The organism is Colwellia sp. MB02u-10, from assembly GCF_014077185.1.
Lineage (GTDB): Bacteria > Pseudomonadota > Gammaproteobacteria > Enterobacterales > Alteromonadaceae > Cognaticolwellia.
Genome location: NZ_JACGVK010000118.1, coordinates 15,590 through 40,021, shown reverse-complemented (window position 1 = coordinate 40,021; position 24,432 = coordinate 15,590). Strand labels below are relative to the sequence as shown.

General features: G+C 39.3%; 20 protein-coding genes. 11 read left to right on the top strand and 9 right to left on the bottom strand.

What is annotated here, in order from left to right; all coding sequences use genetic code 11:
- The first annotated feature begins 8 nt into the window (after positions 1-8).
- Complete coding sequence (locus H4J59_RS10000) at positions 9-935, top strand: LysR family transcriptional regulator (protein ID WP_182239012.1); 927 nt, start codon at positions 9-11, stop codon at positions 933-935.
- A 203-nt stretch (positions 936-1,138) separates the two neighbouring features.
- On the opposite strand, the gene nth is transcribed toward H4J59_RS10000, so the two are convergent.
- From nth to H4J59_RS09960, 8 genes are all read right to left on the bottom strand, one after another.
- Positions 1,139-1,801 carry an endonuclease III gene (nth, locus tag H4J59_RS09995; protein WP_182239010.1) on the bottom strand — a complete coding sequence of 221 codons (663 nt, stop codon included), beginning with the start codon at positions 1,799-1,801 and terminating at the stop codon, positions 1,139-1,141.
- A 53-nt stretch (positions 1,802-1,854) separates the two neighbouring features.
- Positions 1,855-2,559, bottom strand: coding sequence for an electron transport complex subunit E (locus H4J59_RS09990; RefSeq protein ID WP_182239008.1), 705 nt, complete (start codon positions 2,557-2,559; stop codon positions 1,855-1,857).
- Positions 2,556-3,197: an electron transport complex subunit RsxG gene (gene rsxG, locus H4J59_RS09985; protein WP_182239006.1), complete on the bottom strand. Its 642-nt coding sequence runs from the start codon at positions 3,195-3,197 to the stop codon at positions 2,556-2,558. Before rsxG ends, H4J59_RS09990 begins: the two co-directional genes overlap by 4 nt.
- Positions 3,197-4,261 (bottom strand): electron transport complex subunit RsxD, encoded by a 1,065-nt coding sequence (rsxD, locus tag H4J59_RS09980; RefSeq protein WP_182239003.1) that lies wholly within the window; start codon positions 4,259-4,261, stop codon positions 3,197-3,199. The genes rsxG and rsxD overlap by 1 nt, the downstream gene beginning before the upstream one ends.
- 9 nt (positions 4,262-4,270) lie before the next feature.
- Positions 4,271-6,616, bottom strand: a complete 2,346-nt coding sequence (gene rsxC / locus H4J59_RS09975) for an electron transport complex subunit RsxC (RefSeq protein WP_182239001.1) — start codon at positions 6,614-6,616, stop codon at positions 4,271-4,273.
- Between the two features lie 12 nt (positions 6,617-6,628).
- Positions 6,629-7,183: an electron transport complex subunit RsxB gene (gene rsxB, locus H4J59_RS09970; protein WP_182238999.1), complete on the bottom strand. Its 555-nt coding sequence runs from the start codon at positions 7,181-7,183 to the stop codon at positions 6,629-6,631.
- The gene (rsxA, locus tag H4J59_RS09965) at positions 7,183-7,764 is read right to left on the bottom strand and encodes an electron transport complex subunit RsxA (RefSeq protein WP_081153075.1); all 582 of its coding nucleotides are present in this window, start codon (positions 7,762-7,764) and stop codon (positions 7,183-7,185) included. Before rsxA ends, rsxB begins: the two co-directional genes overlap by 1 nt.
- 227 nt (positions 7,765-7,991) lie before the next feature.
- Positions 7,992-9,878 carry an EAL domain-containing protein gene (locus tag H4J59_RS09960; protein ID WP_182238997.1) on the bottom strand — a complete coding sequence of 629 codons (1,887 nt, stop codon included), beginning with the start codon at positions 9,876-9,878 and terminating at the stop codon, positions 7,992-7,994.
- A 487-nt stretch (positions 9,879-10,365) separates the two neighbouring features.
- Here H4J59_RS09960 and rimP point away from each other — a divergent pair, with 487 nt between their 5' ends.
- The 9 genes from rimP to H4J59_RS09915 all read left to right on the top strand — a co-directional run bounded on the left by rimP (position 10,366) and on the right by H4J59_RS09915 (position 22,160).
- Entirely contained in the window at positions 10,366-10,827 is a 462-nt protein-coding gene (rimP, locus tag H4J59_RS09955; protein WP_182238995.1) for a ribosome maturation factor RimP, read from the top strand.
- Positions 10,828-10,856: 29 nt separating this feature from the next.
- A complete protein-coding gene (gene nusA, locus H4J59_RS09950) occupies positions 10,857-12,353 on the top strand; it encodes a transcription termination factor NusA (protein ID WP_182238993.1) in 1,497 nt (498 codons plus the stop codon).
- Positions 12,354-12,374: 21 nt separating this feature from the next.
- Positions 12,375-15,059: a translation initiation factor IF-2 gene (infB, locus tag H4J59_RS09945; RefSeq protein ID WP_182238992.1), complete on the top strand. Its 2,685-nt coding sequence runs from the start codon at positions 12,375-12,377 to the stop codon at positions 15,057-15,059.
- A gap of 134 nt (positions 15,060-15,193) precedes the next feature.
- On the top strand, positions 15,194-15,601 hold the full coding sequence (gene rbfA, locus H4J59_RS09940) for a 30S ribosome-binding factor RbfA (protein ID WP_182238990.1): 408 nt from the start codon (positions 15,194-15,196) through the stop codon (positions 15,599-15,601).
- Positions 15,602-15,603: 2 nt separating this feature from the next.
- Positions 15,604-16,548 (top strand): tRNA pseudouridine(55) synthase TruB, encoded by a 945-nt coding sequence (gene truB, locus H4J59_RS09935; protein ID WP_182238988.1) that lies wholly within the window; start codon positions 15,604-15,606, stop codon positions 16,546-16,548.
- A gap of 124 nt (positions 16,549-16,672) precedes the next feature.
- Positions 16,673-16,942: a 30S ribosomal protein S15 gene (gene rpsO, locus H4J59_RS09930; RefSeq protein WP_182238986.1), complete on the top strand. Its 270-nt coding sequence runs from the start codon at positions 16,673-16,675 to the stop codon at positions 16,940-16,942.
- 588 nt (positions 16,943-17,530) lie between these two features.
- Positions 17,531-19,651 (top strand): polyribonucleotide nucleotidyltransferase, encoded by a 2,121-nt coding sequence (gene pnp / locus H4J59_RS09925; protein ID WP_182238984.1) that lies wholly within the window; start codon positions 17,531-17,533, stop codon positions 19,649-19,651.
- 134 nt (positions 19,652-19,785) lie between these two features.
- A complete protein-coding gene (gene nlpI, locus H4J59_RS09920; protein WP_182238982.1) occupies positions 19,786-20,703 on the top strand; it encodes a lipoprotein NlpI in 918 nt (305 codons plus the stop codon).
- Between the two features lie 23 nt (positions 20,704-20,726).
- Complete coding sequence (locus H4J59_RS09915; protein WP_182238980.1) at positions 20,727-22,160, top strand: lipopolysaccharide assembly protein LapB; 1,434 nt, start codon at positions 20,727-20,729, stop codon at positions 22,158-22,160.
- A gap of 158 nt (positions 22,161-22,318) precedes the next feature.
- Here the strand turns inward: H4J59_RS09915 and H4J59_RS09910 are convergent, their stop codons facing one another.
- Entirely contained in the window at positions 22,319-22,561 is a 243-nt protein-coding gene (locus tag H4J59_RS09910; RefSeq protein ID WP_182238978.1) for a hypothetical protein, read from the bottom strand.
- 169 nt (positions 22,562-22,730) lie between these two features.
- Between H4J59_RS09910 and H4J59_RS09905 the strand changes: the two genes are divergently transcribed.
- Positions 22,731-24,422 carry a SufS family cysteine desulfurase gene (locus tag H4J59_RS09905; RefSeq protein ID WP_182238976.1) on the top strand — a complete coding sequence of 564 codons (1,692 nt, stop codon included), beginning with the start codon at positions 22,731-22,733 and terminating at the stop codon, positions 24,420-24,422.
- The last annotated feature ends 10 nt before the right edge of the window (positions 24,423-24,432 follow it).

Below are 24,432 nucleotides of genomic sequence, written 5' to 3'. Positions count from 1 at the left end.
TGTGCCTAATGGACACAAATAAACTGATGCCTTTATTGTCTGATATGGCTATTTTGGTCACTGTGGTTGAGCAGGGAAATTTTAGTAAAGCGGCAAAAAAACTTGGCGTAACACCCTCAGCAGTCAGCCGTCAAATAAGCAGATTAGAAGAGGCGTTAGGCATAAAACTATTACAGCGTACAACACGACAACTGGCGTTAACTGAGTCAGGAAAAATAACGTTTGATTACTGTAAACAGATGGTTGAGTCGGCAGAAAAAGCGGTTAATGCTAGTCGTTCTGTCACATCGACGGTGAGTGGATTATTGAGGGTGGCGGCACCAAAATCACTGGCCAATCAGGTATTACGGCCGCTTTTTGTTGAGTTTTTAAAATGTTATCCAGACATTCAGTTACATTTAAAAGTCACTGACCGTATTTTAGATCCGATCCATGACGGTGTCGATTTTTTGATTCATATTAATGACTATCCTATTGAAGCTTTGGTCAATGTTAACATTGGTCGCGTTGAACAGGTGTTATGTGCCAGTCCTGATTTTTTAGCCAAGCATGCTCTGCCAAAACATCCTGATGATTTAAAAGATTTACCCTGCATTTGCTTAGGCGAAAATATGACCGACAACCGATGGCGATTTAGTAATGAAAATCATAAAACCACCGTAGAAGTCACGGGATCATATTTACTTAACCACAGTGAAATGCGTCGAGACGCGATTGAACAGGGCTTTGGTATTGGCTCTTTACCTGATTACACCGCGCAGCGAGGGCTTGAAGCGGGAAGGCTGATCCCGCTATTGAAAGGCTGGCAGTTACAGTGTAGTTATCACGGAGATATTTGTTTGCAGTATGTGCAAAGTAAATATATGCCCAATAAAAACCGCATGTTTATCGATTTTATGAAACAAAAGTTACAGATAATTAAATCAGGCGGCTAAGTGATTGTCATTAACACGCAGCCAGTTTGAGGAGGGGTAGTTTGTCAGTAAAAGTCGCTAAGTTATGAGTAAAGTGTTGAAAAGACATAGCAGGATTAACAAGGTGGTTTTCATTTACTTTCGCTGCTGGCGTTAACGATAAACACTTAAGCTCAATGGTTAATATTACACTTGTACTGGTCTTAAATAGGTTAAGTAAACTTTTAGTCTTCAGTCTTGCCTTTAAAGTCACATAAGTCTTCAATAATACATGAACCGCATTTTGGTTTGCGAGCTATGCAGGTGTAACGGCCATGAAGAATTAACCAATGATGTAAATTAAAGAAAAATTCTGTTTTTCTTGGCGTGTGTTTGATGATGTTTTTTTCTGTTTCTTCTACTGTCTTGCCTTTGGCGTAGCCAGTGCGATTAGCGACGCGTTGGATATGGGTATCAACGGCAATAAAGTATTTACCCTCATTATCTTTTAGCCAACCAAACCCTGTGTTGAGTACAACATTAGCCGTTTTTCTGCCAACGCCGGGTAGGGCTTCAAGAGCCGCTCTATTTTCAGGCACTTCACCACCATGCAAATCGATTATCATTTGACAGGTTTTAAGAGTATTTACCGCTTTGGTGTTAAATAAACCTATGGTTTTGATGTAAGACTTCAAGCCGTCAAGACCAAGGTCAAGCAGTGCTTCTGGTGTATTAGCGACAGAATAAAGTTTGTCAGTGGCTTTGTTGACACTGACATCAGTGGCTTGAGCGGATAATAACACCGCAATTAATAACTCAAAAGCACTGGAGAAATTAAGCTCTGTGGTTGGACTCGGATCCTTGTCTCGCAACCGAGTTAACATGGCTAATCGTGTTTCTTTATTCATCAGAGATATTTTTTATTTTTTTCATTTAAGTGTGCTTAGTTAAGTATGCTTAGTTAATTTTCAAAGTTTACACGAACACGTTCAATAGCTTGTTCTAATTTTTTAGGCTTTGCTTGTGCTATTTTATGATCAATAACATTTTTACCTGCGATTAAAAATCCCATGGCAATAAATGCACCTGGCGGTAATATCATCAATAAAAACTGGCTATCAAGCGAGTAAATTTCTATGCGTAACCCTGTGGCCCATTGTCCTAAAAGCAGGTTTGCGCCATCAAATAATGTCCCTTGACCTAAAACTTCACGTATTGCCCCTAAGACAACTAATACGGCTAAGAAACCAAGCCCCATCATTAAGCCATCAAAACTAGATTGCTTAATGGGATTTTTAGAGGCGTAGGCTTCTGCCCGACCAATAATAGCGCAATTAGTGACGATGAGCGGCAGAAAAATGCCCAACGACTGGTATAAGTCGTAAGTAAACGCGTTCATCAGCAATTGCACACAGGTAACAAAAGTGGCAATAATAAGCACAAAAATTGGAATGCGGATTTCTTTGGGCACCCATTGTCTGATGGCTGAGACGGTGACGTTTGAACAAATCAGGACAAACATGGTTGCAATGCCTAAGCCTAAAGCGTTAACAACCGTTGAGGTTACCGCCAATAAGGGACAAAGGCCAAGCAACTGTACCAAGCCTGGGTTGTTTTTCCATAAACCTTGCCAAGCTAATGCTTTATATTCTGGATTTATTTTCATTGTTCCACTCCACAGTTACTGGCGGCATTAAAAATGACTTTTTGATTAGCTTGAAAGTAATTAATGGTTTTTCTAACTGTTTTTACTACAGCTCTGGGGGTAATGGTAGCTCCGGTAAATTGGTCAAACATACCACCGTCTTTTTTAACCGCCCAGCGATTATCGTTTTTACCTAAGACTTTTTTTCCGGCAAATGTTGTGATCCAATCACTTTTTCTGAGTTCTATTTTATCACCTAACCCGGGGGTTTCTTTATGTAGTAATGTTCTAACGCCACTCACACTGCCATCAATGTTTAGCGCAATTAACAATTCGATATTACCACTGTAACCATCGGGTGCCACTGTTTTAATGGCAGCAGCTGTCGGCATGTTATTTAATCGCGCACGGTAAATCACATCGATTAACAACTCTGTGTCCTTGCCCGTAGGCGCTATAATACAGTCACGGAACATTTCGTTATCATGACTATCTTTTTGAATAACTTGGTTTAATTGTTGGATTAATTGTTGTTGAGACTGAAGTTCAATGCGATCTTCTGTCAGTAGCTGCACTAAAGCAACGGTTGCCGTACAGGCTACCGCGAATAAGGCTAATATTTTTGAGTTTTTACTTATTGCAGGCGTTAACTCCGACATTATTTTTTCACTCCTAAGTCGTGGCCATAAGTGCGAGGGCGGGTATATTGATCAATTAAAGGCGCGGACATATTACAGAGTAAAACGGCAAAGGCGACAGCATCAGGATAGCCACCAAACTTTCTGATCAGAAAAACTAATAAGCCAGCTAGCGCGCCAAAGACGAGTCGACCTTTAACGCTCGTTGCACCAGAAACAGGGTCGGTCAGGATAAAAAATGCCCCTAGCATGGTTGCGCCAGTAAACCAGTGAAACATAGTTGAGGCATTGCTATCAGGACTAATCATAAAGGCAATGAAACTACAAACAAATAAACTTAATAGAAAACTTACGGGTGTGCTCCAAGGAATGGCTTTTTTACTCAATAAAAATAAGCCGCCAAGTAGAAAACCAGCATTGATCCATTCCCAACCCACGCCAAAATGTTTACCTATGCTTGGGGCTTGCATACTCTCAACTACCGTTAACCCTAAAGTCATATTAGTTTTAACTGTATCTAGTGGAGTCGCCATGGTAAAACCATCGATGTGGGTACGAATTTGTTCAACTGAGTAACCTTGTGGCGTATAGCCAGAAAAAATAACGGCAAGCGTGTCAGTTAATTGTATATCCATAGCCAGTAATGATAGTGGTGGTTGCCACTGAGTCATTTGCAGCGGAAATGAAATCAGCAGCATCACATAGGCCGCCATTGCTGGATTGAAAGGGTTATGTCCTAAACCACCATAGAGTTGTTTAACCAGTGCAATCGCAAAAACACTACCAATAACTGATATCCACCAAGGGGCTAAGGCAGGTAAACTTATACCCAGTAAAACAGCGGTTAATATGGCGCTACCATCAAATAACTGGGGCGTTATTTTTTTATTTCTTAATGATAGTACGGTAAACTCAGCGATAATTGCAGCTGTTACTGCTAAAGATATATGAATTAAGTTACCCCAGCCAAAGAAGTACCATTGCGCAAATATCCCTGGAATGGTGGCATAAATCACCAGCCTCATTAGGCTTGATGTTTCATTTTGTTGATGATTGTGCGGTGAACTTGCTATCCAAAAGGCCATGGTGCTTAATTACTCTGAAGTTGTTGATTTGTTAGATGACGCGGCTAGTTTTTTCGCCTTTGCTTTAGCAACTACTGCCGCTACGCGCGCTTTTTTAGTTGCCGCAATATCCGCTTGTGTTGCCAGCATACTGTCTTGCTCACTTTTAATGGAGCTTGATGTTGCGTTGGATATTTGTTGAGATTCTTTTGCTTTCGCTTCTTCAACATTTTTAACTTGTGCTGCTGTATCACTATATTGCATTACATCAATGTTAGCAGGCGTTGTTGATGGCTCGGTACGGTCAAACGATGTTTCAGCCGCTAAACTTGCTGCTGTTTTAGTTTTCGCCTTAGCCTTTGCTTTCGCAATTGCAGCGGCCACTTTCACCTTCTTATTTAGTGCTTGAGTGGCTTTGTCATCTGAAACTGATGCTAAGTTAACTACCTCAATGAGAAGTGCTTTTGTTGTTGTGTCAACTTGAGCAGTAGGGCTGTTTGATATTTTTTCTGCTTCTGCTTCTGCTTGAGGTTTATTTTCGTTTGCTTTTTCTTTTGCAATGGCTACGTCAACCTTAGCTTTTTTATCAATGACAACCGGCGCTGCTTGCGATGAGCTTGGTGACTCGTTGTTTTGCAGCGTATCTAACGACTCTATTTGTGCTTGGTTTTTTTGTGCTATTTTTTTCGCTTTTGCTCTTGCAATAGCATTGGCCACCGGGCTCTTACTATCGTTAATTGGCGCAACTGATTCAGCAGTAATTTCGACAGTACTGGTAATAGAACCTTCAGCAGTATTTTGCTTTATGCTGGCTTGAGCTTTTTTTGCTTTTACCCGAGCAAGTGCGTCTGCTACTGCAGATTTTTCTGATTTTGCTGCGCTTGTATCTGTATTCATTCTGATCTTGCGCGCCTCGGCAGCTTTTTTATGTTTTTCTACTCGGGCAACTTTTTCGCGTTCAAGTCTTTGCTTACGGGCTTCAAATCTAACTTTGGCTTTTTCGGCTTTGATATCGAGTAATTTTTGCTGACGTATTTCAGCTTTGGCAACACGATAATAATGCACTAAAGGGATTTGGCTTGGGCAAACGTAAGCACAAGCACCACATTCAATACAGTCAAATAGATTAAGCTTTGCCAGTTGTGCTTGATCTTTTGCTTTTGCACTCCACAGTAATTCTTGTGGTAGCAATTGTGCAGGGCATACATCAGCACATTGACCACAGCGAATACACTCAACCTCTTTACTACTCGTTGACGAAAAGGGTGAGGCTATTTCAATTTCACTAGGCGCTAAGATACAGTTGGTGGTTTTTATCACCGGAATTTGATCATGAGGTAAACTAAAGCCCATCATAGGGCCGCCCATGATTAAATGCCTATTTTGACTATTGTTGTAGCCACATTGAGCCGTTAAAAAACCAACGGGAGTGCCAATAAGTGCCCAGATATTTTGTGGTTTTTCTAGCGCTTGGCCGCTAACGGTAACAACGCGTTTGATCAGTGGCGTGTCATTGATAACCGCGTCAGCAATAGCAAAGCAGGTGGCAACGTTCTGCATCACTATACCCAGAGAGCTTGGTAAAACGCCACTAGGGACTTCTTGACCGGTTAATATTTGTATCAGTTGTTTTTCACCACCACTTGGGTATTTCGTTGGAATAACACAAACGTCGATATGGTCAATATCTGCGGTGGCTTTTTTTAAGGCTGCAATGGCCTTAGTTTTATTTTCTTCGATACCGATAAGAATGTTTTTTGGTGTTAATAAATGGTCAAGAATTTTAATGCCATCTAGAATGGTTGGGCTATGTTCTTGGAGCAATAAATCATCAGCAGTGATATAGGGCTCACACTCAGCAGCATTGATAATTAAATAATTTATTTTAGCTAAGGTGCTTACTTTGACTTGTGTTGGAAAGCCTGCGCCTCCCATACCAGAAATACCTGCATTGGCTATTTTTTCTAATATTTGCGTTTTGCTTAATGAGTGAAAATCAGGACAAATATGACGCTGTTTCCAAGTGTCTTCACCGTCAGGTGTTAATATAATGCAAGCTTCACTCAAGCCAGAAGGGTGAGGGATTGCCATTGATTTAATGGCCGTGATTGTACCACTCGTAGGGGCGTGAATCGGCACCGACATTGGGCTGTCACAATCACTTAACATTTGTCCTTTAAGCACCTTGTCACCGACTTTGACCATGACATTACCTGCTTGGCCAATATGCTGACGAATAGGGATAATCAACTGTTCAGGAATTTGCGCACTAGCAATGGGTTTAGAGCAGGTGAGAAATTTTTGCTCAGGCGGATGTATGCCGCCATGAAACTGCGAAAAACTTCCTCGTTTTATACGTTCAATTACCGATTCCACCCAAACCTCGTCTTAATCTATTTTTACTACAGGTATACTATCTAAATCCCATTGCCAGTTTTGTGTTGTTGTGGCAACTGAGATCATCTCTATACAATCTACTGGGCAAGGTGCAACACATAAGTCGCAACCCGTGCACTCATCAGTAATGATCGTGTGCATTTGCTTAGTTGTACCTATAATGGCATCAACCGGACAGGCTTGAATGCACTTGGTACAGCCAATACAGTCTTCTTCAATAATAAAAGCGACTTTAGGTGAGTTATCTGCTTCATGATTTTCATCTAAAGGCTGTACTTCCACACCCATTAATTCAGCAATTTTTTTAATGGTGTCTTCACCACCTGGCGCACATTTGTTTATAGCTTCACCATTAGCAACGGCTTCTGCATAAGGTTTACAACCAGGGTAACCACATTGGCCACATTGTGTTTGTGGCAGCAGTGCATCTAACTGTTCAGCTAGTGGATCACCTTGTACTTTAAACCGCACTGAAGCGAAACCTAACAAGGCACCAAATAAGGCGGCAAGAACACCCAGTACTAATATTGCGATGATTGTACTCATTAAAACTTAACCAATCCTGTGAAGCCCATAAATGCTAATGACATTAAACCTGCCGTGATCATGGCAATAGCTGAGCCTTTAAATGGCGCGGGTACATCGGCATTAGCCAGTTTTTCTCGCATAGCTGAAAACATGATTAATACTAAAGAAAAGCCGACAGCGGCGCCAAAACCATAAATAATAGATTCGAAAAAATTATGCTGCTCATAAAGGTTTAATAGCGCAACACCAAGTACAGCGCAGTTAGTGGTGATCAGTGGCAGAAAAATACCTAACAAGCGATATAAGTTTGCACTGGTTTTATGCACAACCATCTCAGTAAATTGCACGACAACAGCAATCACTAAAATAAAGGTCATGGTGGTTAAATATTCTAAACCTAAGGGCGCTAGAATATAACTATTGACGATGTAGCTCAGTAACGAAGCTAGCGTCATAACAAATGTTGTCGCAAACGACATACCTATGGCAGTTTCAGTTCGAGACGACACACCCATAAATGGGCATAAGCCTAGAAATTTAACCAAGACAAAGTTATTTACTAATACTGTGCCAACAAGTAGCAAGAGATAATCAGTCATTTGATCAATATATTACTGTGGAAATTCGCACTATTATCCGTGTTTATCAGGCAATAAACAACATACGAACCGTAAGGGTATTCATTTTAATGTGTCATTAATTACTTGTGGTGAAAAAACGCGAATAAAGTTAAACAATAAAGCCACAAGTTAATGGCTTTTAAAATCCGATGAAAAAATAAAAAGCCACAGTATTTCAGTGGCTTTAGTTAAGATTACTTAAGCCACTACACCAAAGAAATAGCTCTAGGCTTACCGATGTAGAAACCCTGACAGCCGTCGACAAATAGCTTTTCAAGCATAAATTTTTCTTCTTGGGTTTCAACGCTTTCTGCTAGTACACTCACACTTAATCTGTGTGCTAAATCTACCATCAAACGCATAAAATATTGATTATTTTTGTCTTCGTCAATATCTCGAGTGTAAGTGCTATCCATTTTAATAAAGTCAGGCTTTAAATCTCTAAAGAATTTAAACGAAGTTAAGCCAATACCAAAACGTTCAACGGTAATTTTGGCGCCAACCCGATGGATCATATCAATAAATTTTTTGCTGGTTTTTATATTTTGCTGTAAGCCACTTTCAGTAATTTCAAACACCAGTTTTGAGGCAATGGCTGTATCGCGCAAAAGCCGTCTTTCTAGCCAAATAAGGAAATGACCGTCGTTTATCGAACGAGCGCTAATATTAATACCAAAGAAATGATCTTGCATATTTCTATCAGCAATTTCTTTTATTACAGCCTCTATAATCATCTGATCAACAGCAACAATTTTGTCGAGCTTTTCAGCCATAGCGAAAAAAGAAGCGGTGGGAAGAATATCGTCATTACTATTTAAAAAACGAGCTAAAACTTCTGAGTAGATCTGGTTGTTAGGGCTGTTGGGTTTAATCGACTGGACAAGCAACTTAATTCTTTGGTTTTCAATAACACTATCAATTTCTTGCCGCCAATGTTGATTGCCATAACTCGCGCTGTTGTTGTATAAAATGCTACTGTCAGTTTGGGCATACCAAGCATTAACATTTTTTGTTTGGGCGATACTAATACCGGTATCAGCTAACGCTAAAAGTTCACTTAATGGTTTGTTATCATTAAAATAAACTAAACCTGTATAGCCAATAGAGTCTAAATCTGACGCATACTGATATTCATTAAAACTTGCCGTTAGGTCTGCTGCAAAAGTTTCTGCTCTTTTTAAGCTAATATTGGGTATTAATGTCGCAAAGTCAGAACTATTTAAACGAAAAACTTGCGCACCTCTATATCGACTGATGGCATTTTTCATAATATCAGCCACCTTGCGGATATAATTATCACCTTCATGATAACCGTGAACTTGATTAATAGTTTGTAATTCAGAGCAACGAGTAATAGACAAAACCCCGAAATCGGAACGGCTATCTGTATTTTCAAAAAATTGAATAAAACGATTACGATTTTCTAATTTAGTTACCGGTTCGATGTAGGCATCTTTTTCTAATAAGGCTGTTACGCTATTTTTTTTAGCAAGCAGTGTTTTAAGTTCAGTTAAATATTGCTGAACTTCAGGTAAATAAATTTTATTATCTTTAACCTCATCAGCGTCATCTTGACCGGAAATGATAAGGTTAAGTTCTTGCTTTATTTGATCACAAATATTCTGAGTTAATCGACGATACCGTGTAAGGCTAAATGACGTTGCAATAAAAATGAATAAAACACTTAATACAAACATCGATAATACCGCCCCATATAAAAAGACTGCATCATCATTGGCATCTAATTGATAACGTATCGTTAAAGCTGAATTAGGCAATTTCACTTGGCTAATAGGCGCCAGTATCAAGTCGGCAAATAGCATAGGTTTCTGTTGCTGATTAATAATGATGGTACCCTCATTATTAGCAATATTGATAAATTGGTAACGGTTGAACTTTGATACTTGCTTGGCAAACGTTGCACCGTCGCCAAGTATCATCTCTTGGTCTAAAGTGAGTAATGTCTGTTGGTGTTGAATTTGTTGCTCAGAGATTTGAAATGCTAATAGCAAAGTACAGGCAAGTGCTGTGCTAGCAACAAAGCCCAAAACAAAGAGAAAATTTCTTAAAAGTAATTGAGAATATCTATACATATAATTCCAGAATGCCGTTACGTCCCGCTGTAATGATCACAAGTTAAATGTTACGAATGATTTTTAACATGAATTGAAGTGATTTACTAACTATCTGATTATGCCACAATAATTATTATACTCATGTCAGTAAAATTTGTAATAAATTTTTTCACTAGAGCGGGGTTATCTTACTACTTTAGCCTTATAGTGTTTAAGAAAATTAACTTGCTATAAAAATAGCTATTCTATATAATATGCGCAGCTTGAATGTAGCAATATTTCACTGAATAGATTTTTATCGCAATTTGGTAAATTTTCTAAGATATTGTTACACAGAACCGAGAGAGTTATTGCTTGGTTTACATCGTGGGTTCAGTGAATAAGCCCCGCGTAATGGGGCTTTTTTGTATCTTAACTTTGTGAAAAGGTGCAATAGCAGCAAGGTAAATCGCTGGGCTTTATGCCCTTTTTTTGTTTCTGGACTCTTCCAAATTGGAGAAAATGATTGGCTAAATTTGAACACAAACTAACCGCAATGTTACGTCCTGCCGTTGAAGAAACGGGTAAGGAGTTATTAGGCGTTGAATTTCATAGCGCGGGTAACCACTCGGTTTTACGAATATTTATCGACCATGAAAATGGCATCGATGTTGATGACTGTGCTGAAGTAAGTCGTCAAGTAGGGGCTATGCTAGATGTAGAGGACCCAATCAGTAGTGAATATAGCTTAGAAGTTTCATCACCTGGGCTTGATCGCCCGCTTTTTGATAAAGCGCACTTCGAAGCGGTTGTTGATGAAACAGTAGAAGTAAAAATTTCAATGCCATTGAATGGCCGTCGGAAATTCAAAGGTAAATTAGTTACTGTTGAAAACGACAGTTTAATTGTCATGGTTGATAACGAAGAATATGAACTTGTTATCAGTAACATAGATAAGGCCCACCTTATTTATAACCATCGTAAATAAATTTAAAATACTGAGAAAGGCTAACTAGCATGAGTAAAGAAATATTACTGGTTGTAGATGCTGTTTCTAATGAAAAGGCACTACCACGAGAAAGCATTTTTGAAGCGATGGAAACCGCTTTAGAAACAGCGACAAAAAAGAAATACGAAGGCGACATTTTAGTTCGTGTCAGTATAGACCGTACAACGGGTGAATTTGATACTTTTCGTCGTTGGTTAATCGTTGAAGAAAGCGATACACCAATGGAAAACCCGTATGCTGAAATTAGTTTGGCAGCAGCGCAATATGATGAACCAGAATTAAACGTTGGTGATTATGTTGAAGATCAAATCGAATCTGTTAAGTTTGACCGTGTAACAACGCAAACAGCAAAACAAGTTATTGTACAAAAAATACGTGAAGCAGAGCGTGGTCTTATTGTTGACGCTTACCAAGAACAAATTGGCGAAATTATTACAGGTGTTGTGAAAAAAGCCAGCCGTGACAGTGTTATTTTAGATTTAGGAAATAATGCAGAAGCGATTATTTACCGCGATGACATGTTACCGCGTGAAAGTTTCCGTCCAGGCGATCGCGTTCGTGGTTTACTTTATGAAATTAAACCAGAAGCACGTGGTGCGCAATTATTTGTTAGCCGTACAAAACCTGAAATGTTAATTGAACTTTTTCGTGTTGAAGTACCAGAGATTGGTGAAGAAATGCTTGAGATCAAAGGCGCAGCTCGCGACCCAGGTTCTCGTGCGAAAATTTCTGTAAAAAGTAACGATAAACGCATCGATCCAGTGGGTGCGTGTGTTGGTATGCGTGGTTCACGCGTACAAGCCGTTTCAAGTGAATTAGGTGGTGAACGTGTTGATATCGTTTTATATGATGACAACTCGGCACAATATGTTATCAATGCAATGGCACCGGCAGAAGTTGCCTCTATCATTGTTGACGAAGACAAAAACACCATGGATATCGCTGTTGAAGAAGGCAATTTAGCCATGGCGATTGGTCGAAGTGGTCAAAATATACGTTTAGCTAGCCAATTAACTGGCTGGGAACTAAACGTCATGACCGTTGCAGACATGAACGAAAAGCACCAAGCTGAAAACGATAAAGTATTAACGCTATTTATTGACAAGCTAGACCTTGATGAAGACTTTGCCTTGATGTTAGTAGAAGAAGGCTTCACATCGTTAGAAGAAATTGCTTACGTACCTGTTGCTGAAATGCTTGATATTGACGGCATGGATGAAGACATGGTTGAAGAATTGCGCGAACGTGCAAAAGCGGCAATTACTACGCAAGCATTAGCCAGTGAAGAAACACTTGAAAGTTCAGAGCCAGCAGAAGATTTATTAAATCTTGCCGGTTTAGAGCGTCATTTAGCGTTTGTATTAGCGAGTCGTGGTATTACAACATTAGAACATCTTGCTGAACAAGGTGTTGATGAAATATCGGACATTGAAGAATTAGATGAAACCAAAGCGGGCGAGCTAATTATGGCTGCACGTAATATTTGTTGGTTTAACGAAGAATAACTCACCGGGAGAATTATATAGATGGCAAACGTAACAGTAGAACAACTTGCCAAAGAGATCGGTACACCGGTGGATCGCTTAGTTAGCCAATTGGCTGACTCTGGCGTGAATAAATCGGCAACTGATTCTGTTTCGCAAGAAGAAAAAGAATCATTACTTGACCACTTGAAAAAGCAACATGGTGACTCAGCCGCTAATCCAAGCAAAATGACCCTTAGCCGTAAGCAAAAGTCTACTTTGGTGTTAGGTCACGGCAGCAAAGCTAAGTCGGTTCAAGTAGAAGTACGTAAAAAGCGTACCTACGTAAAACGTAGCGATTTAGAAGAGCAACAACAAGCTGACGTTGATTCGAAAGCTGCTGAAGAAGCACGTATTCAAGCAGAAATCGATTTGAAAGCTAAAGCAGAAGCTGATGCTAAAGAAGTAGTAAATGCGCTTGCAGTAGCCGCTGTAAAAGCAGAAGTGCAGGCAGAAGCTAAAGCCGAAGCAAAAGTTGAAGCAGACGCTAAAGCTAAGCAAGTTGCTGTAGCGAAAGCAAAAAACATTGAAGAGTCGGCTGCTAAACCAGCACCAGTGGTAGCTGAAACTGAAGAAGCGAAAAAATTACGCTTACAGCAAGATGCTGAATTAGCCGCTAAAGTTGAAGAAGAAGCCCGCTTGTCTGCAGAAGTAGCACGTAAACTGGCTGAAGAAAACGAATCACGCTGGAAAGAGCAAGAAGCAGAGCGTAAAGCGAAAGAAAAAGAAGTGGTACATTTAACCTCTTCTAAATACGCGCAAGAAGCTGAAGATAAAAGTGATTCGGCAGATGAAAGTGGTCGTCGCCGCAAGAAGAAAAAACCTGCTGGCCAAGACAGAAATAACCGCGGTCGTAATGCTAGAGGTAAAGGCAAGTCAGGCTTATCTTCACCTCAAAGCTTAAAGCATGGTTTCACTAAGCCAGTTGAAATTAAGCTAAACGAAGTTCGCATTGGCGAAACAATTTCGGTGGCAGAGTTAGCGAACAAAATGTCGGTTAAAGGCGCTGAAGTCGTTAAAGCTATGTTTAAAATGGGTGCTATGGCAACCATTAACCAAGTGATTGACCAAGAAACTGCAGCATTAGTTGCTGAAGACATGGGTCGTGAAGTTGTGTTAGTGAAAGAAAATGCTTTAGAAGAAGCGGTACTTTCAGATCGCGATCATACTGGTGAAGCTATTACACGTGCACCTGTGGTGACTATTATGGGTCATGTTGACCATGGTAAAACGTCATTACTTGATTACATTCGTAAAGCTAAAGTAGCTGATGGCGAAGCAGGTGGTATTACCCAGCATATCGGTGCTTACCATGTAGAAACAGGGCACGGAATGATTACATTCCTTGATACTCCTGGTCACGCGGCTTTTACAGCCATGCGTTCACGTGGTGCTAAAGCAACAGATATTATTATTATTGTTGTTGCCGCAGATGATGGTGTAATGCCACAAACAATTGAAGCTATTCAGCATGCTAAAGCATCTGACGCGCCAATTATCATCGCTGTCAATAAAATGGATAAAGAAGGTGTAGATACTGATCGTGTTAAGAGTGAGTTATCACAGCACGGCGTACTTTCTGAAGAGTGGGGCGGAGACGTTCAATTCTGTCATGTATCGGCTAAAACTGGTTTAGGTATTGACGAACTACTTGACGCTATACTAGTACAGTCAGAGGTTCTAGAACTTACGGCTGTTGTTGATAAAATGGCTAATGGTGTGGTTGTTGAGTCTAAACTTGATAAAGGCCGTGGCCCAGTGGCTACTGTACTTGTTCAAGAAGGTACATTGAACCAAGGTGATATCGTACTTTGTGGTTTAGAATACGGTCGTGTTCGTGCTATGCGTGATGAAAATGGCAACACTATTCAATCTGCAGGTCCATCTATTCCAGTAGAAATTATTGGCTTAAGTGGTGTACCTATATCAGGTGATGAAGCAACTGTCGTTAAAGATGAGAAGAAAGCGCGTGAAGTTGCTTTATTCCGTCAAGGTAAATTCCGAGATGTGAAACTTGCGCGTCAACAGAAAGCTAAACTTGAAAATATGTTTGCAAGCATGGCTACTGGTGAAGTTTCTGAAGTTAATGTAGTACTTAAATCTGATGTTCAAGGTTCACTTGAAGCCATCTCAGATTCATTAACTAAGCTTTCTACTGATGAAGTTAAAGTACGCATTATTGGTAGTGGTGTTGGTGCTATTACTGAAACAGATGCAACTTTAGCTTCGGCTTCTAACGCAATTGTGATTGGTTTTAATGTTCGTGCCGATGCAGCAGCGCGTAAAGTCATTGAGATTGATAAAATTGACTTACGTTACTACAGCGTTATTTACGCCTTAATCGACGAAGTTAAAGCAGCAATGAGCGGTATGCTTGCTCCTGAGTTTAAGCAAGAGATCATTGGTTTAGCACAAGTACGTGATGTATTTAAGTCACCAAAAATTGGCGCAATTGCTGGTTGTATGGTTACTGAAGGTATTATCAAACGTTCAGCACCAATTCGTGTATTGCGTGAAAACATAGTTATTTACGAAGGTGAGTTAGAATCTTTACGTCGCTTTAAAGACGATGTAGCAGAAGTTCGTAACTCTACTGAATGTGGTATCGGTGTTAAGAACTATAACGATGTTCGTGTTGGTGACCAAATCGAAGTATTTGAAACAGTTGAGATTAAACGCACACTTTAATCGCGTTTAGTTTTCATAGTTTAGTTAAAATGGGGGCTTAGCCTCCATTTTCATTTACAAAATATAAGTAATACTTAATATTGATGCAGGTATACTGTCATCAACATTAGTTCATTATGTTATAGGAATTATTTATGGCCAGAGAATTTGCTCGTACTGATCGAGTTGCACAAGAAATTCAGAAAGAAATCGCGATGATTATTCAGCGCGAAGTAAAAGATCCACGTCTAGGCATGGTGACGGTAAATGCGGTAGAAATTACCCGTGATTTGGCCTATGCAAAAATATTTGTTACCTTTTTCACTTTGGAAGGTCAAAATGTTGATGTGTCAATCGAGGTATTAAATGAAGCGGCAAGTTACATTCGCACTTTGTTAGCTAAACGTATTAATGCCCGTATTATGCCAGAGCTACGATTTATTTATGATAGCTCTATGGTTGAAGGTGTTCGCATGGGTAACCTAGTTGATAACGCGGTTGCTGAAGACGTGAAGAATCACGAAGGTGAAATAGACGAAGCCCCGGCCCCAGAGAGCGAATAACCATGGCGAAGAAAAGAAAAGGCCGTGCTATTAACGGCGTTTTATTACTTGATAAACCTTATGATATGTCATCTAACAATGCGCTACAGCGAATTAAACACATTTATTTCGCGCAAAAAGCAGGTCATACCGGCGCTTTAGACCCATTGGCCACGGGTATGTTACCGATATGTTTGGGTGAAGGAACTAAGTTCTCTCAGTTCTTACTTGATACAGATAAAACTTACCAAGTTACCGCTAAATTAGGTGTGCGTACTAGCACTAGTGATGCGGATGGTGAGATTGTTAGTGAAAAGTCTGTTGATGTCAGTGCTGAGCAATTAGCCATAGCATTAGACTCATTTCGCGGTACAACTCAACAGATCCCATCAATGTACTCAGCGTTAAAGTATCAAGGGCAACCTTTATATAAATATGCCCGTGAAGGTATTGAAGTACCTAGAGAGTCACGTGACATTACGGTATTTCGCTTGGACTTATTACGTTTTGAAGGTGATGAAGTTGATTTAGATATTCATGTATCTAAAGGTACTTACATTCGCACCATCATTGACGATTTAGGCGAACTTTTAGGCTGTGGTGCTCATGTTGCTCAATTACGTCGCAGTGCTGTGGGTAATTACCCGACAGAAAAAATGGTGACAATCAAAACATTAGAAACCCTGTTAGCACAAGCAGTCGCTGAAGATGTTCCGCCATCGGTGTATTTAGATGACTTATTACTACCGATGACAACCGCTTGTGATGGTATTCCTGCGGTTTTTGTTGATGATATGTCAGCAAATTTTTTACGTCATGGTAATCCTGTACAGTGCTCAAATGCGCCAGCAAATGGTCTAGTACAAGTATTCATTGGCGATGATGTTGATACGGGTGAATTTATTGGCGTTGGAGAAATCGATGATGATGGTTTAGTTAATCCTAAACGTATCACTGTTGTCGGATAACTTTATACTCTAGGTTTAGGTTGCAATTACAGCAGTTATTGATAGACTACGCGCTCTTAGAACGTCTTGCTGATTTAGTGTTCGGCTCGACGCGATTTTAAACACTAAAATTAAGGTAAATATTATGTCTTTAAATGCTGCTGAAAAAGCTGCTATCGTTGCAGAATACGGACAATGTGAAGGTGATACTGGTTCTCCAGAAGTACAAGTTGCTTTGTTAGCTATACAAATCAACCACTTACAAGGTCACTTTAAAGAGCACATCCATGATCACCATTCACGTCGTGGTTTATTACGCATGGTAAGCCAACGTCGTAAATTACTTGATTACTTAAAAGGTAAAAACGTTGAACGTTATACTGTTTTAATCGGTAAATTAGGTATACGTCGTTAAGACGAGCTTTATTATAAAATAAGCAAAAATCATAAAAAGGAGCCTAATGGCTCCTTTTTTTATCCTTTGAGTTTACCCACCTAAGTTTGAGAGATATGAAACTGTGTCCTACGCTGTTTTACAGCTATAAAATTGAACATTACGCTGAAATAGTTATTGCTGTATAGATAAATTGCAAATCAATAAAAGTCTAGTAGGTAACTTGTTAGGCGATTATATTGCTTGGGCGACAGCTGTATTACACCCAGATAGAGTATCAAAAATTGATTCTAGTTGATGCCAATGGATATCCTTATGAGTCTAAATCCATGGCACTTACTTTTAAATTGTCAAAATAGCGAATATAGGCAAAAATCTTCAGGTTTTTCTCTTTTAAACCCATCATTTATGCTTTCAGGCTAGTAAAAACATAGGTGTTAAGTATAATGTGCGTGCAAATTTCGTATTTGTAAAAAACTAATCAATCAAACTGTATAATTTTTTGTTCAGCTTAGTGCGTAACTTATCGGTAACGCCTTAATGATTAACTAAGTGAATAAATAATTGTACAGATTGATTAAAATCAAAAATATCTAAGGAACTAACTAAATGTTTAATCCAGTTACTAAAACATTTGAGTTCGGTCAACATACCGTAACTCTAGAAACGGGCGTTATTGCTCGTCAAGCCACTTGTGCCGTTATGGCTAGCATGGACGATACTTCAGTATTAGTCTCTGTTGTTGGTAAAAAAGAAGCAAAACCAGGACAAGACTTTTTCCCATTAACGGTTAACTATCAAGAGCGTACTTACGCTGCTGGTAAAATCCCAGGTGGTTTCTTTAAACGTGAAGGCCGTCCTTCAGAAGAAGAAACATTAATCTGTCGTTTAATCGATCGTCCAATTCGTCCACTATTTCCTGAAGGGTTTACTAACGAAGTTCAAGTCGTTATCACTGTAGTTTCTGCTAACCCAGAAATTTCTCCAGATATTATCGCTTTATTGGGTACCTCTGCTGCATTAGCCATTTCAGGCATGCCTTTTAGCGGTCCTGTTGGTGCAGCGCGCGTTGGTTATACTGACGGAAAATACATTCTTAACCCATTACAATCTGAATTAGAAGCTTCTCAGTTAAACTTAGTTGTTTCTGGTACTGACTCTGCTGTATTAATGGTTGAATCAGAAGCTGACGTACTTTCTGAAGAAGTTATGCTTGGCGCTGTTATGTTTGGTCATGAGCAAATGCAAACAGCTATTACGGCGATTAAAGAAATGGCTGCAGAAGTTAACAATCCTAAATGGGATTGGGTTGCACCGGTTAAGAACGCTGATGTTATCGCTAAAATTACAGAGCTTTCTGAAAGCCAAGTAAACGAAGCTTATCAAATTACTGAAAAAGCAGTTCGTTACGAAAAAATTAAAGAAATTCGCAATGGTGTTATCGAAACATTATTAGCGGCTGATCCTGCGCTTGACGTGCAAGAAGCCAAAGATTTATTTCACGACTTAGAGAAAACAGTCGTTCGTGGTCGTATTACAAAAGGCATGCCTCGTATCGATGGTCGTGATCCTGAAATGATCCGCGCACTAGACGTAATGACGGGTGTATTACCACGTACTCATGGCTCTGCTGTGTTTACTCGTGGTGAAACTCAAGCCTTAGTTGTTGCTACTTTAGGTACACAACGTGATGCACAACGTCTTGACACTATTATGGGTGAGAAAACTGATAGCTTCATGCTACATTATAACTTCCCTCCATACTGTGTTGGTGAAACAGGTTTTGTTGGTTCTCCTAAGCGTCGTGAAATCGGCCATGGTCGTCTTGCAAAACGCGGTATGTTGGCTGTTATGCCTTCTGCTGAAGAATTCCCGTATTCAGTTCGCGTAGTGTCTGAAATTACTGAGTCAAACGGTTCATCTTCAATGGCTTCTGTTTGTGGTACGTCATTAGCACTTATGGATGCTGGTGTACCAATCAAAGCTTCAGTTGCTGGTATTGCTATGGGCCTAGTTAAAGAAGGCGATGACTTTGTTGTACTTTCTGACATTTTAGGTGATGAAGATCACTTAGGCGATATGGACTTTAAAGTAGCGGGTACTACGGGTGGTATTACGGCACTTCAAATGGACATTAAAATTGAAGGTATCACGCAAGAAATTATGCAACTTGCTTTAAACCAAGCAAAAGCAGCGCGTAATCACATCTTAGCTGTTATGGATGAAGCTATTGGCGGACATCGTGATGATATCTCTCAATTTGCTCCACGCATTCATACCATGAAAGTTCCTCAAGATAAAATTCGTGACATTATCGGTAAAGGTGGCGCAACTATTCGTCAGTTAACTGAAGAAACGGGTACGACCATTGAAATTGAAGACGATGGTACCGTTAGAATTGCGGCGACTGATGGCGAGCAAGCTAAAGATGCTATTGCACGTATTACTGCATTAACTGCTGAAATTGAAGTGGGCACTGTTTATACAGGTAAAGTCGTACGTATCGTTGATTTTGGTGCGTTTGTTAACGTATTGCCAGGTAAAGATGGTTTAGTACATATTTCTCAAATCTCTGAAGAACGTGTTAACGCTGTTAGCGACGTATTGACAGAAGGCCAAGACGTAACAGTTAAAGTACTAGAAGTTGACCGTCAAGGTCGCGTACGTTTAAGCATGAAAGAAGCAATGGAAAAACCTGTTGTAGCGCCTACAACTGACGCAGCAGAATAATTATTTTGTTATAAATCAAGTGTATCAGGTACGTTTGTAAAACCTACCTGACATCTTGTACACAAAAAGGGAGCTTAATTGCTCCCTTTTTTATATACTCAACAGTATAAATACTCACTAGGATACTGCTTTTCGTGCGCTTACTTTCTAAAACACAACTTTCTCAAGCTTTACTTTCCAAAGTGTTACTTATTTCAGGTTTATTGCTCACTCAAGGTTGCTTATCAACAACCCCTGAGCAATCTGTTATTGGCGACTTGATCATTGCTGAACCCATTGCCATTAGTTATAAAAATGAAATAGCGCTGGCACGATTAACACAAGTGTTACAACGCGCTGAAATCAGCGATGGCCAACGAGCAGAATTGTTTTATCAGCGCGGGGTTGAATACGACAAAGTGGGTTTACGTGCTTTAGCTCGCTTTGACTTTAACCAAGCGCTTAATCTAAAACCTGATATGTCAGACGCCTACAATTTCTTAGGTATTCATTTTACTCAGTTACGAGAATTTAATCAGGCATACGATGCCTTTGATTCCGCGATAGAATTGGCTCCCGATCATGAATACGCTTATTTAAATCGTGGCATTGCGCTGTATTATGGTGGCCGGCCAAATTTAGCTGCAGATGACTTTAAGGTATTTAGACAATACCAGCAGAACGATCCTTATCGCCTGTTGTGGCAATATTTGGCGGACGTAGAATTAGATCAGCAAAAAGCCAATCAAGACTTAGTGGTGTATGCACAACAGATAGATGAAAGTGTTTGGGCAAAAAATGTTATTAAACTTTACTTAGGTGAAATGAGCCAAGGTACTTTTATTGACCGGATGGCAGAAGATGTTACTTCCAATGAAGCACTGACAGAGCGCTTATGTGAAGCCTATTTTTATTTAGGTAAGTACAGTCAACTGCAAGGTGATGTTAATGCGGCGATTAACTTTTTTAAACTGGCGCTCAGTACCAACGTATATGAATTTGTTGAGCACAGGTATGCCAAACTTGAATTAGACTTAATGCGTGAAACAGTACTAGAAAGTAGTGAACCTTAATCTGCATTTACAGACAAAATTTAATGATAATTAAAAAAATTCTAATAAGCTTAGTTGTCTTTACATCGCTAAGCTTATTTTTTTTCATCACTGATTATCGCGAAAAAATTGCTAACGCCGAGATCACTCGTCAACAACTATCGATACTAGAAACCTTAGACTTATTTATTAATACCGATGAACGATTAGTTCAGTTGTTAGCAAAAGGTAATAATAAGGCATGGCTACACTTAGCAAAACTCCATGGCGATTCCAACGCTCATACGGCTTATCAATTAGCTGAATATTATCGTCGCGATAAGCAAATAACATCAGCTGAACTATGGTATCGCGTAGCTATACGTCAGCAGCATGTTGCGGCGCGAATAGCCTTGGCAAATATTTATTTTAAGCATCAACAATATGCTGACATTAAACCATTATTATTGCCTATTGCAGGGAACAAAAATGCGCTAGCCATGTTATATAAAATAGCCTTATATCAAGGTGATCTAGCCTTTATTGCAGCGCATAAAAACAGGTTAGCGCAAGGCGCTAATATTGGCTTGTACAATGAACTTGAACAGTTTTCTGTGTTTAGTGAAAGCCAAGACCAAACGAAGAGTGAAGAAAAACTCGAGTATAATATAGAACAAAATATAGAACATAATATAAAAAAAAATATAAAACAAAATATAAAAAAAAATTCAGCTTGTTTGGCAGATGTGCAACTGTTTGCAACAAACTTAAAAGGTTTACGACATGGCCAACAGTTAATGTCAGCCTTTGAGCATCACAAGTTGGCAAAATATATTTGTTTACGAACACCTAAATATATTCCTGCCGAAGCCATTAATTGCCTGCATGGCGTTAGCGAAAATATAAGCTGTAATACCAGTGTGTGGATCACACGCAATGACATTAATACTCGTTATCTTGGTGTTATTGTTGAGCAAGGTGGTGCTAATGTTGATCATGGTATTATGTATATAGACCAGGAGGACAGCCTTGATGTTTTAATTCATGAGCTTAGTCATTTCATTGGTTTTGTTGATGAATATCCGCTACCCAAACAACATCAAAAGTGTCAGCAAGTTCAGCAAAGCCCGTTTGCTCATAATTTGGTTGTTTTACCTGGTTTTTATCAAGGGCAGCGTGAGAAGTTGCGAGCAAGCATACTGTCTCAGGTGCCATGGCGAAATTTAATTAAACACTCAACACCAATATTGTCGAAGTATCAGCAAGGCTGGACGTTAGCCACACCAGTAACATATCAAAATGAAATAGGACTATTCACCACAGCTTCTTGTAATAAACAACGCAAGACACAAGCATTTAAACCCTTAGCTTCACGTACAAAGCTGGAGTATTTTGAATTGTATTTTCCGGAAATATATTTAAATATTATTGAGTTAGCACCCGAGCTTTTTTTAATGCCAAATTATCATTTTAATCTGAAGCGAGATTTAGCTCATTAAGGGAATTGTGCCAAGGTGGGAGGTATAGTAAAGGTTAAGCAATTTGATTAATTAACACTTAGCAACTTAGCACTTAGCAACTATAAAATATAGCCAACTTAAACATTACACTTATTGGCTATATGGTTATGTTTTTTGTTTCATTAGTTAACTTGGTGTCAGCTAATGTGTTCTTTAAGTACATTAATCTTAGGTTCCTTTGGTGCATTGAACTTAGTTGCTTTTTTTAAATGTGCTGCCGAATTTGCGTATTCCTGCTGTAATACCGTGTTTATTCTTACTTTAGCTATCGGCCACATGGTGTTATTGTTAAATACTGACAGTTCTTCCTCTATTAACGTTTTGCTATTTTTGGTGGGGCTAACTTTCGTCCTTCTAAGAAACCATGAAAATAATGCCATAGTATTTATTCCTCCAATTACTCACCTAAGGTATAGCGTAAATTATTTCTTTTTGCTGAACGATATTTAATATTTTATCTATCTAAAGATTTTCTCACGCTTATAAAGATTTTAACTAACAAGTTAAGATATAATTGTGGCAACTTAATGAAATTACTATTACATTTTTATGGAAAAATTTTCTTCTACTTCCTTTCGTCAACAATTCCCTATTCTTGCCGGCAAAGTTAATGGCAAACCGTTAATTTATTTTGACAATGCGGCCACAACTCAGAAACCAAGCTGTGTTATTGACAGCCATAAAAATTATTATCAATCGAATAATGCCAATGTGCATCGCTCTTCTCATGCCTTAAGCGCCAGAGCAACTGTGGCTTATGAAAGCGTTAGAGAAAAAGCACAGAAATTTATTAATGCTAAAACCAGTAAAGAAATTATTTGGACCAAAGGTTGTACTGAAAGCATTAATTTAGTTGCGCAGAGTTGGGGACGAACAATATTACAGCCCAATGATGAAATTGTTTTAAGCTATAGCGAGCATCACGCTAATATTGTGCCTTGGCAAATTGTTGCAAAGCAAACGGGTGCTAAAATTAAAGTATTGCCACTAACGAAAACCGGTGAAATAGATGTTGCCCAATTAGAGGGAATTATTGGCGAACGCACCAAAATTGTTTGTTTTGGTCATATCTCTAATGTTGTTGGCCGAATTAATCCCATTGAAGAGATCATTCGTGTAGCGAATAAGTACCAAGCATTAACCTTAGTTGATGGCGCTCAGGCAATTGCTCATTTAAGTGTCGATGTCAGTGTATTAGGCTGCGACTTTTATGTTTTTTCTGCTCATAAAATGTATGGCCCAACCGGTGTTGGTGTGCTGTATGGTAAACAGGAATTATTAGAGAAAATGCCACCATATCAAGCCGGTGGTGAAATGATCAAAGCGGTTAGCTTTGAGCAAACAACATTTAATGACTTACCGTATAAGTTTGAGGCCGGTACCCCTAATATTGCGGGTGTTGTAGCCTTAGGTGCGGCGATTAGTTTTATTGAAAAACAAGGGCATAGCGGGATATTTGCCTACGAAAGACAATTAACACAATATTGCTTTGAGCAGTTATCAAGTGTGCAGGGGTTAAACTTTATTGTTGACGAAGCGCCGGATATTCCAGTGTTTTCATTTACTATTGCAGGGCAACATAATCATGATGTTGCTACTGCGCTAGACAGCGTAGGGATTGCGGTTCGCTCGGGGCATCATTGTGCTATGCCTTTAATGCAATATCTCAATATTGATGGCTGCATCCGCTTATCTTTGTCTGCATATAATAGCTTTCAAGAGATAGACTTTACGGTGCAGCAATTACGAAGGCTGAGTGATTCAATCTCGAATGTTAGTGATGATTTAACTGCTTCAAAACCTGATGACATTATTAGTGTTGATGCGCTTACCAACAGTAATTTATCCGTTGACGACATATTAGCTATGTTCGCTAAAGCAAAAAGTTGGGACAGTAAACATCGTGAAATTATGATGTTGGGTAAAAAGCAATTACGCTTACCTGATGAAGATAAAACCGAACTGTCATTAATTTCTGGCTGTGAAAGTCAGGCATGGTTGTTGTGTTATCAAGAGGCAGATGATTTATTTCGCTTTAAAGGTGATAGTGACGCCAAAGTTATTAGGGGCCTATTTGCCATTATATTGGCCGCGGTTGATAACAAAACGGCAGCGCAAATAAGTGCTTTTGATATGGACAGTTATTTCGCTAAGTTAGGCTTATTACAACACTTAAGCCCTTCAAGGGGGAATGGCCTTAGGGCTATTGTGCAGAAAATACAGCACTCAATAGAGGAATAATAGTGACCTG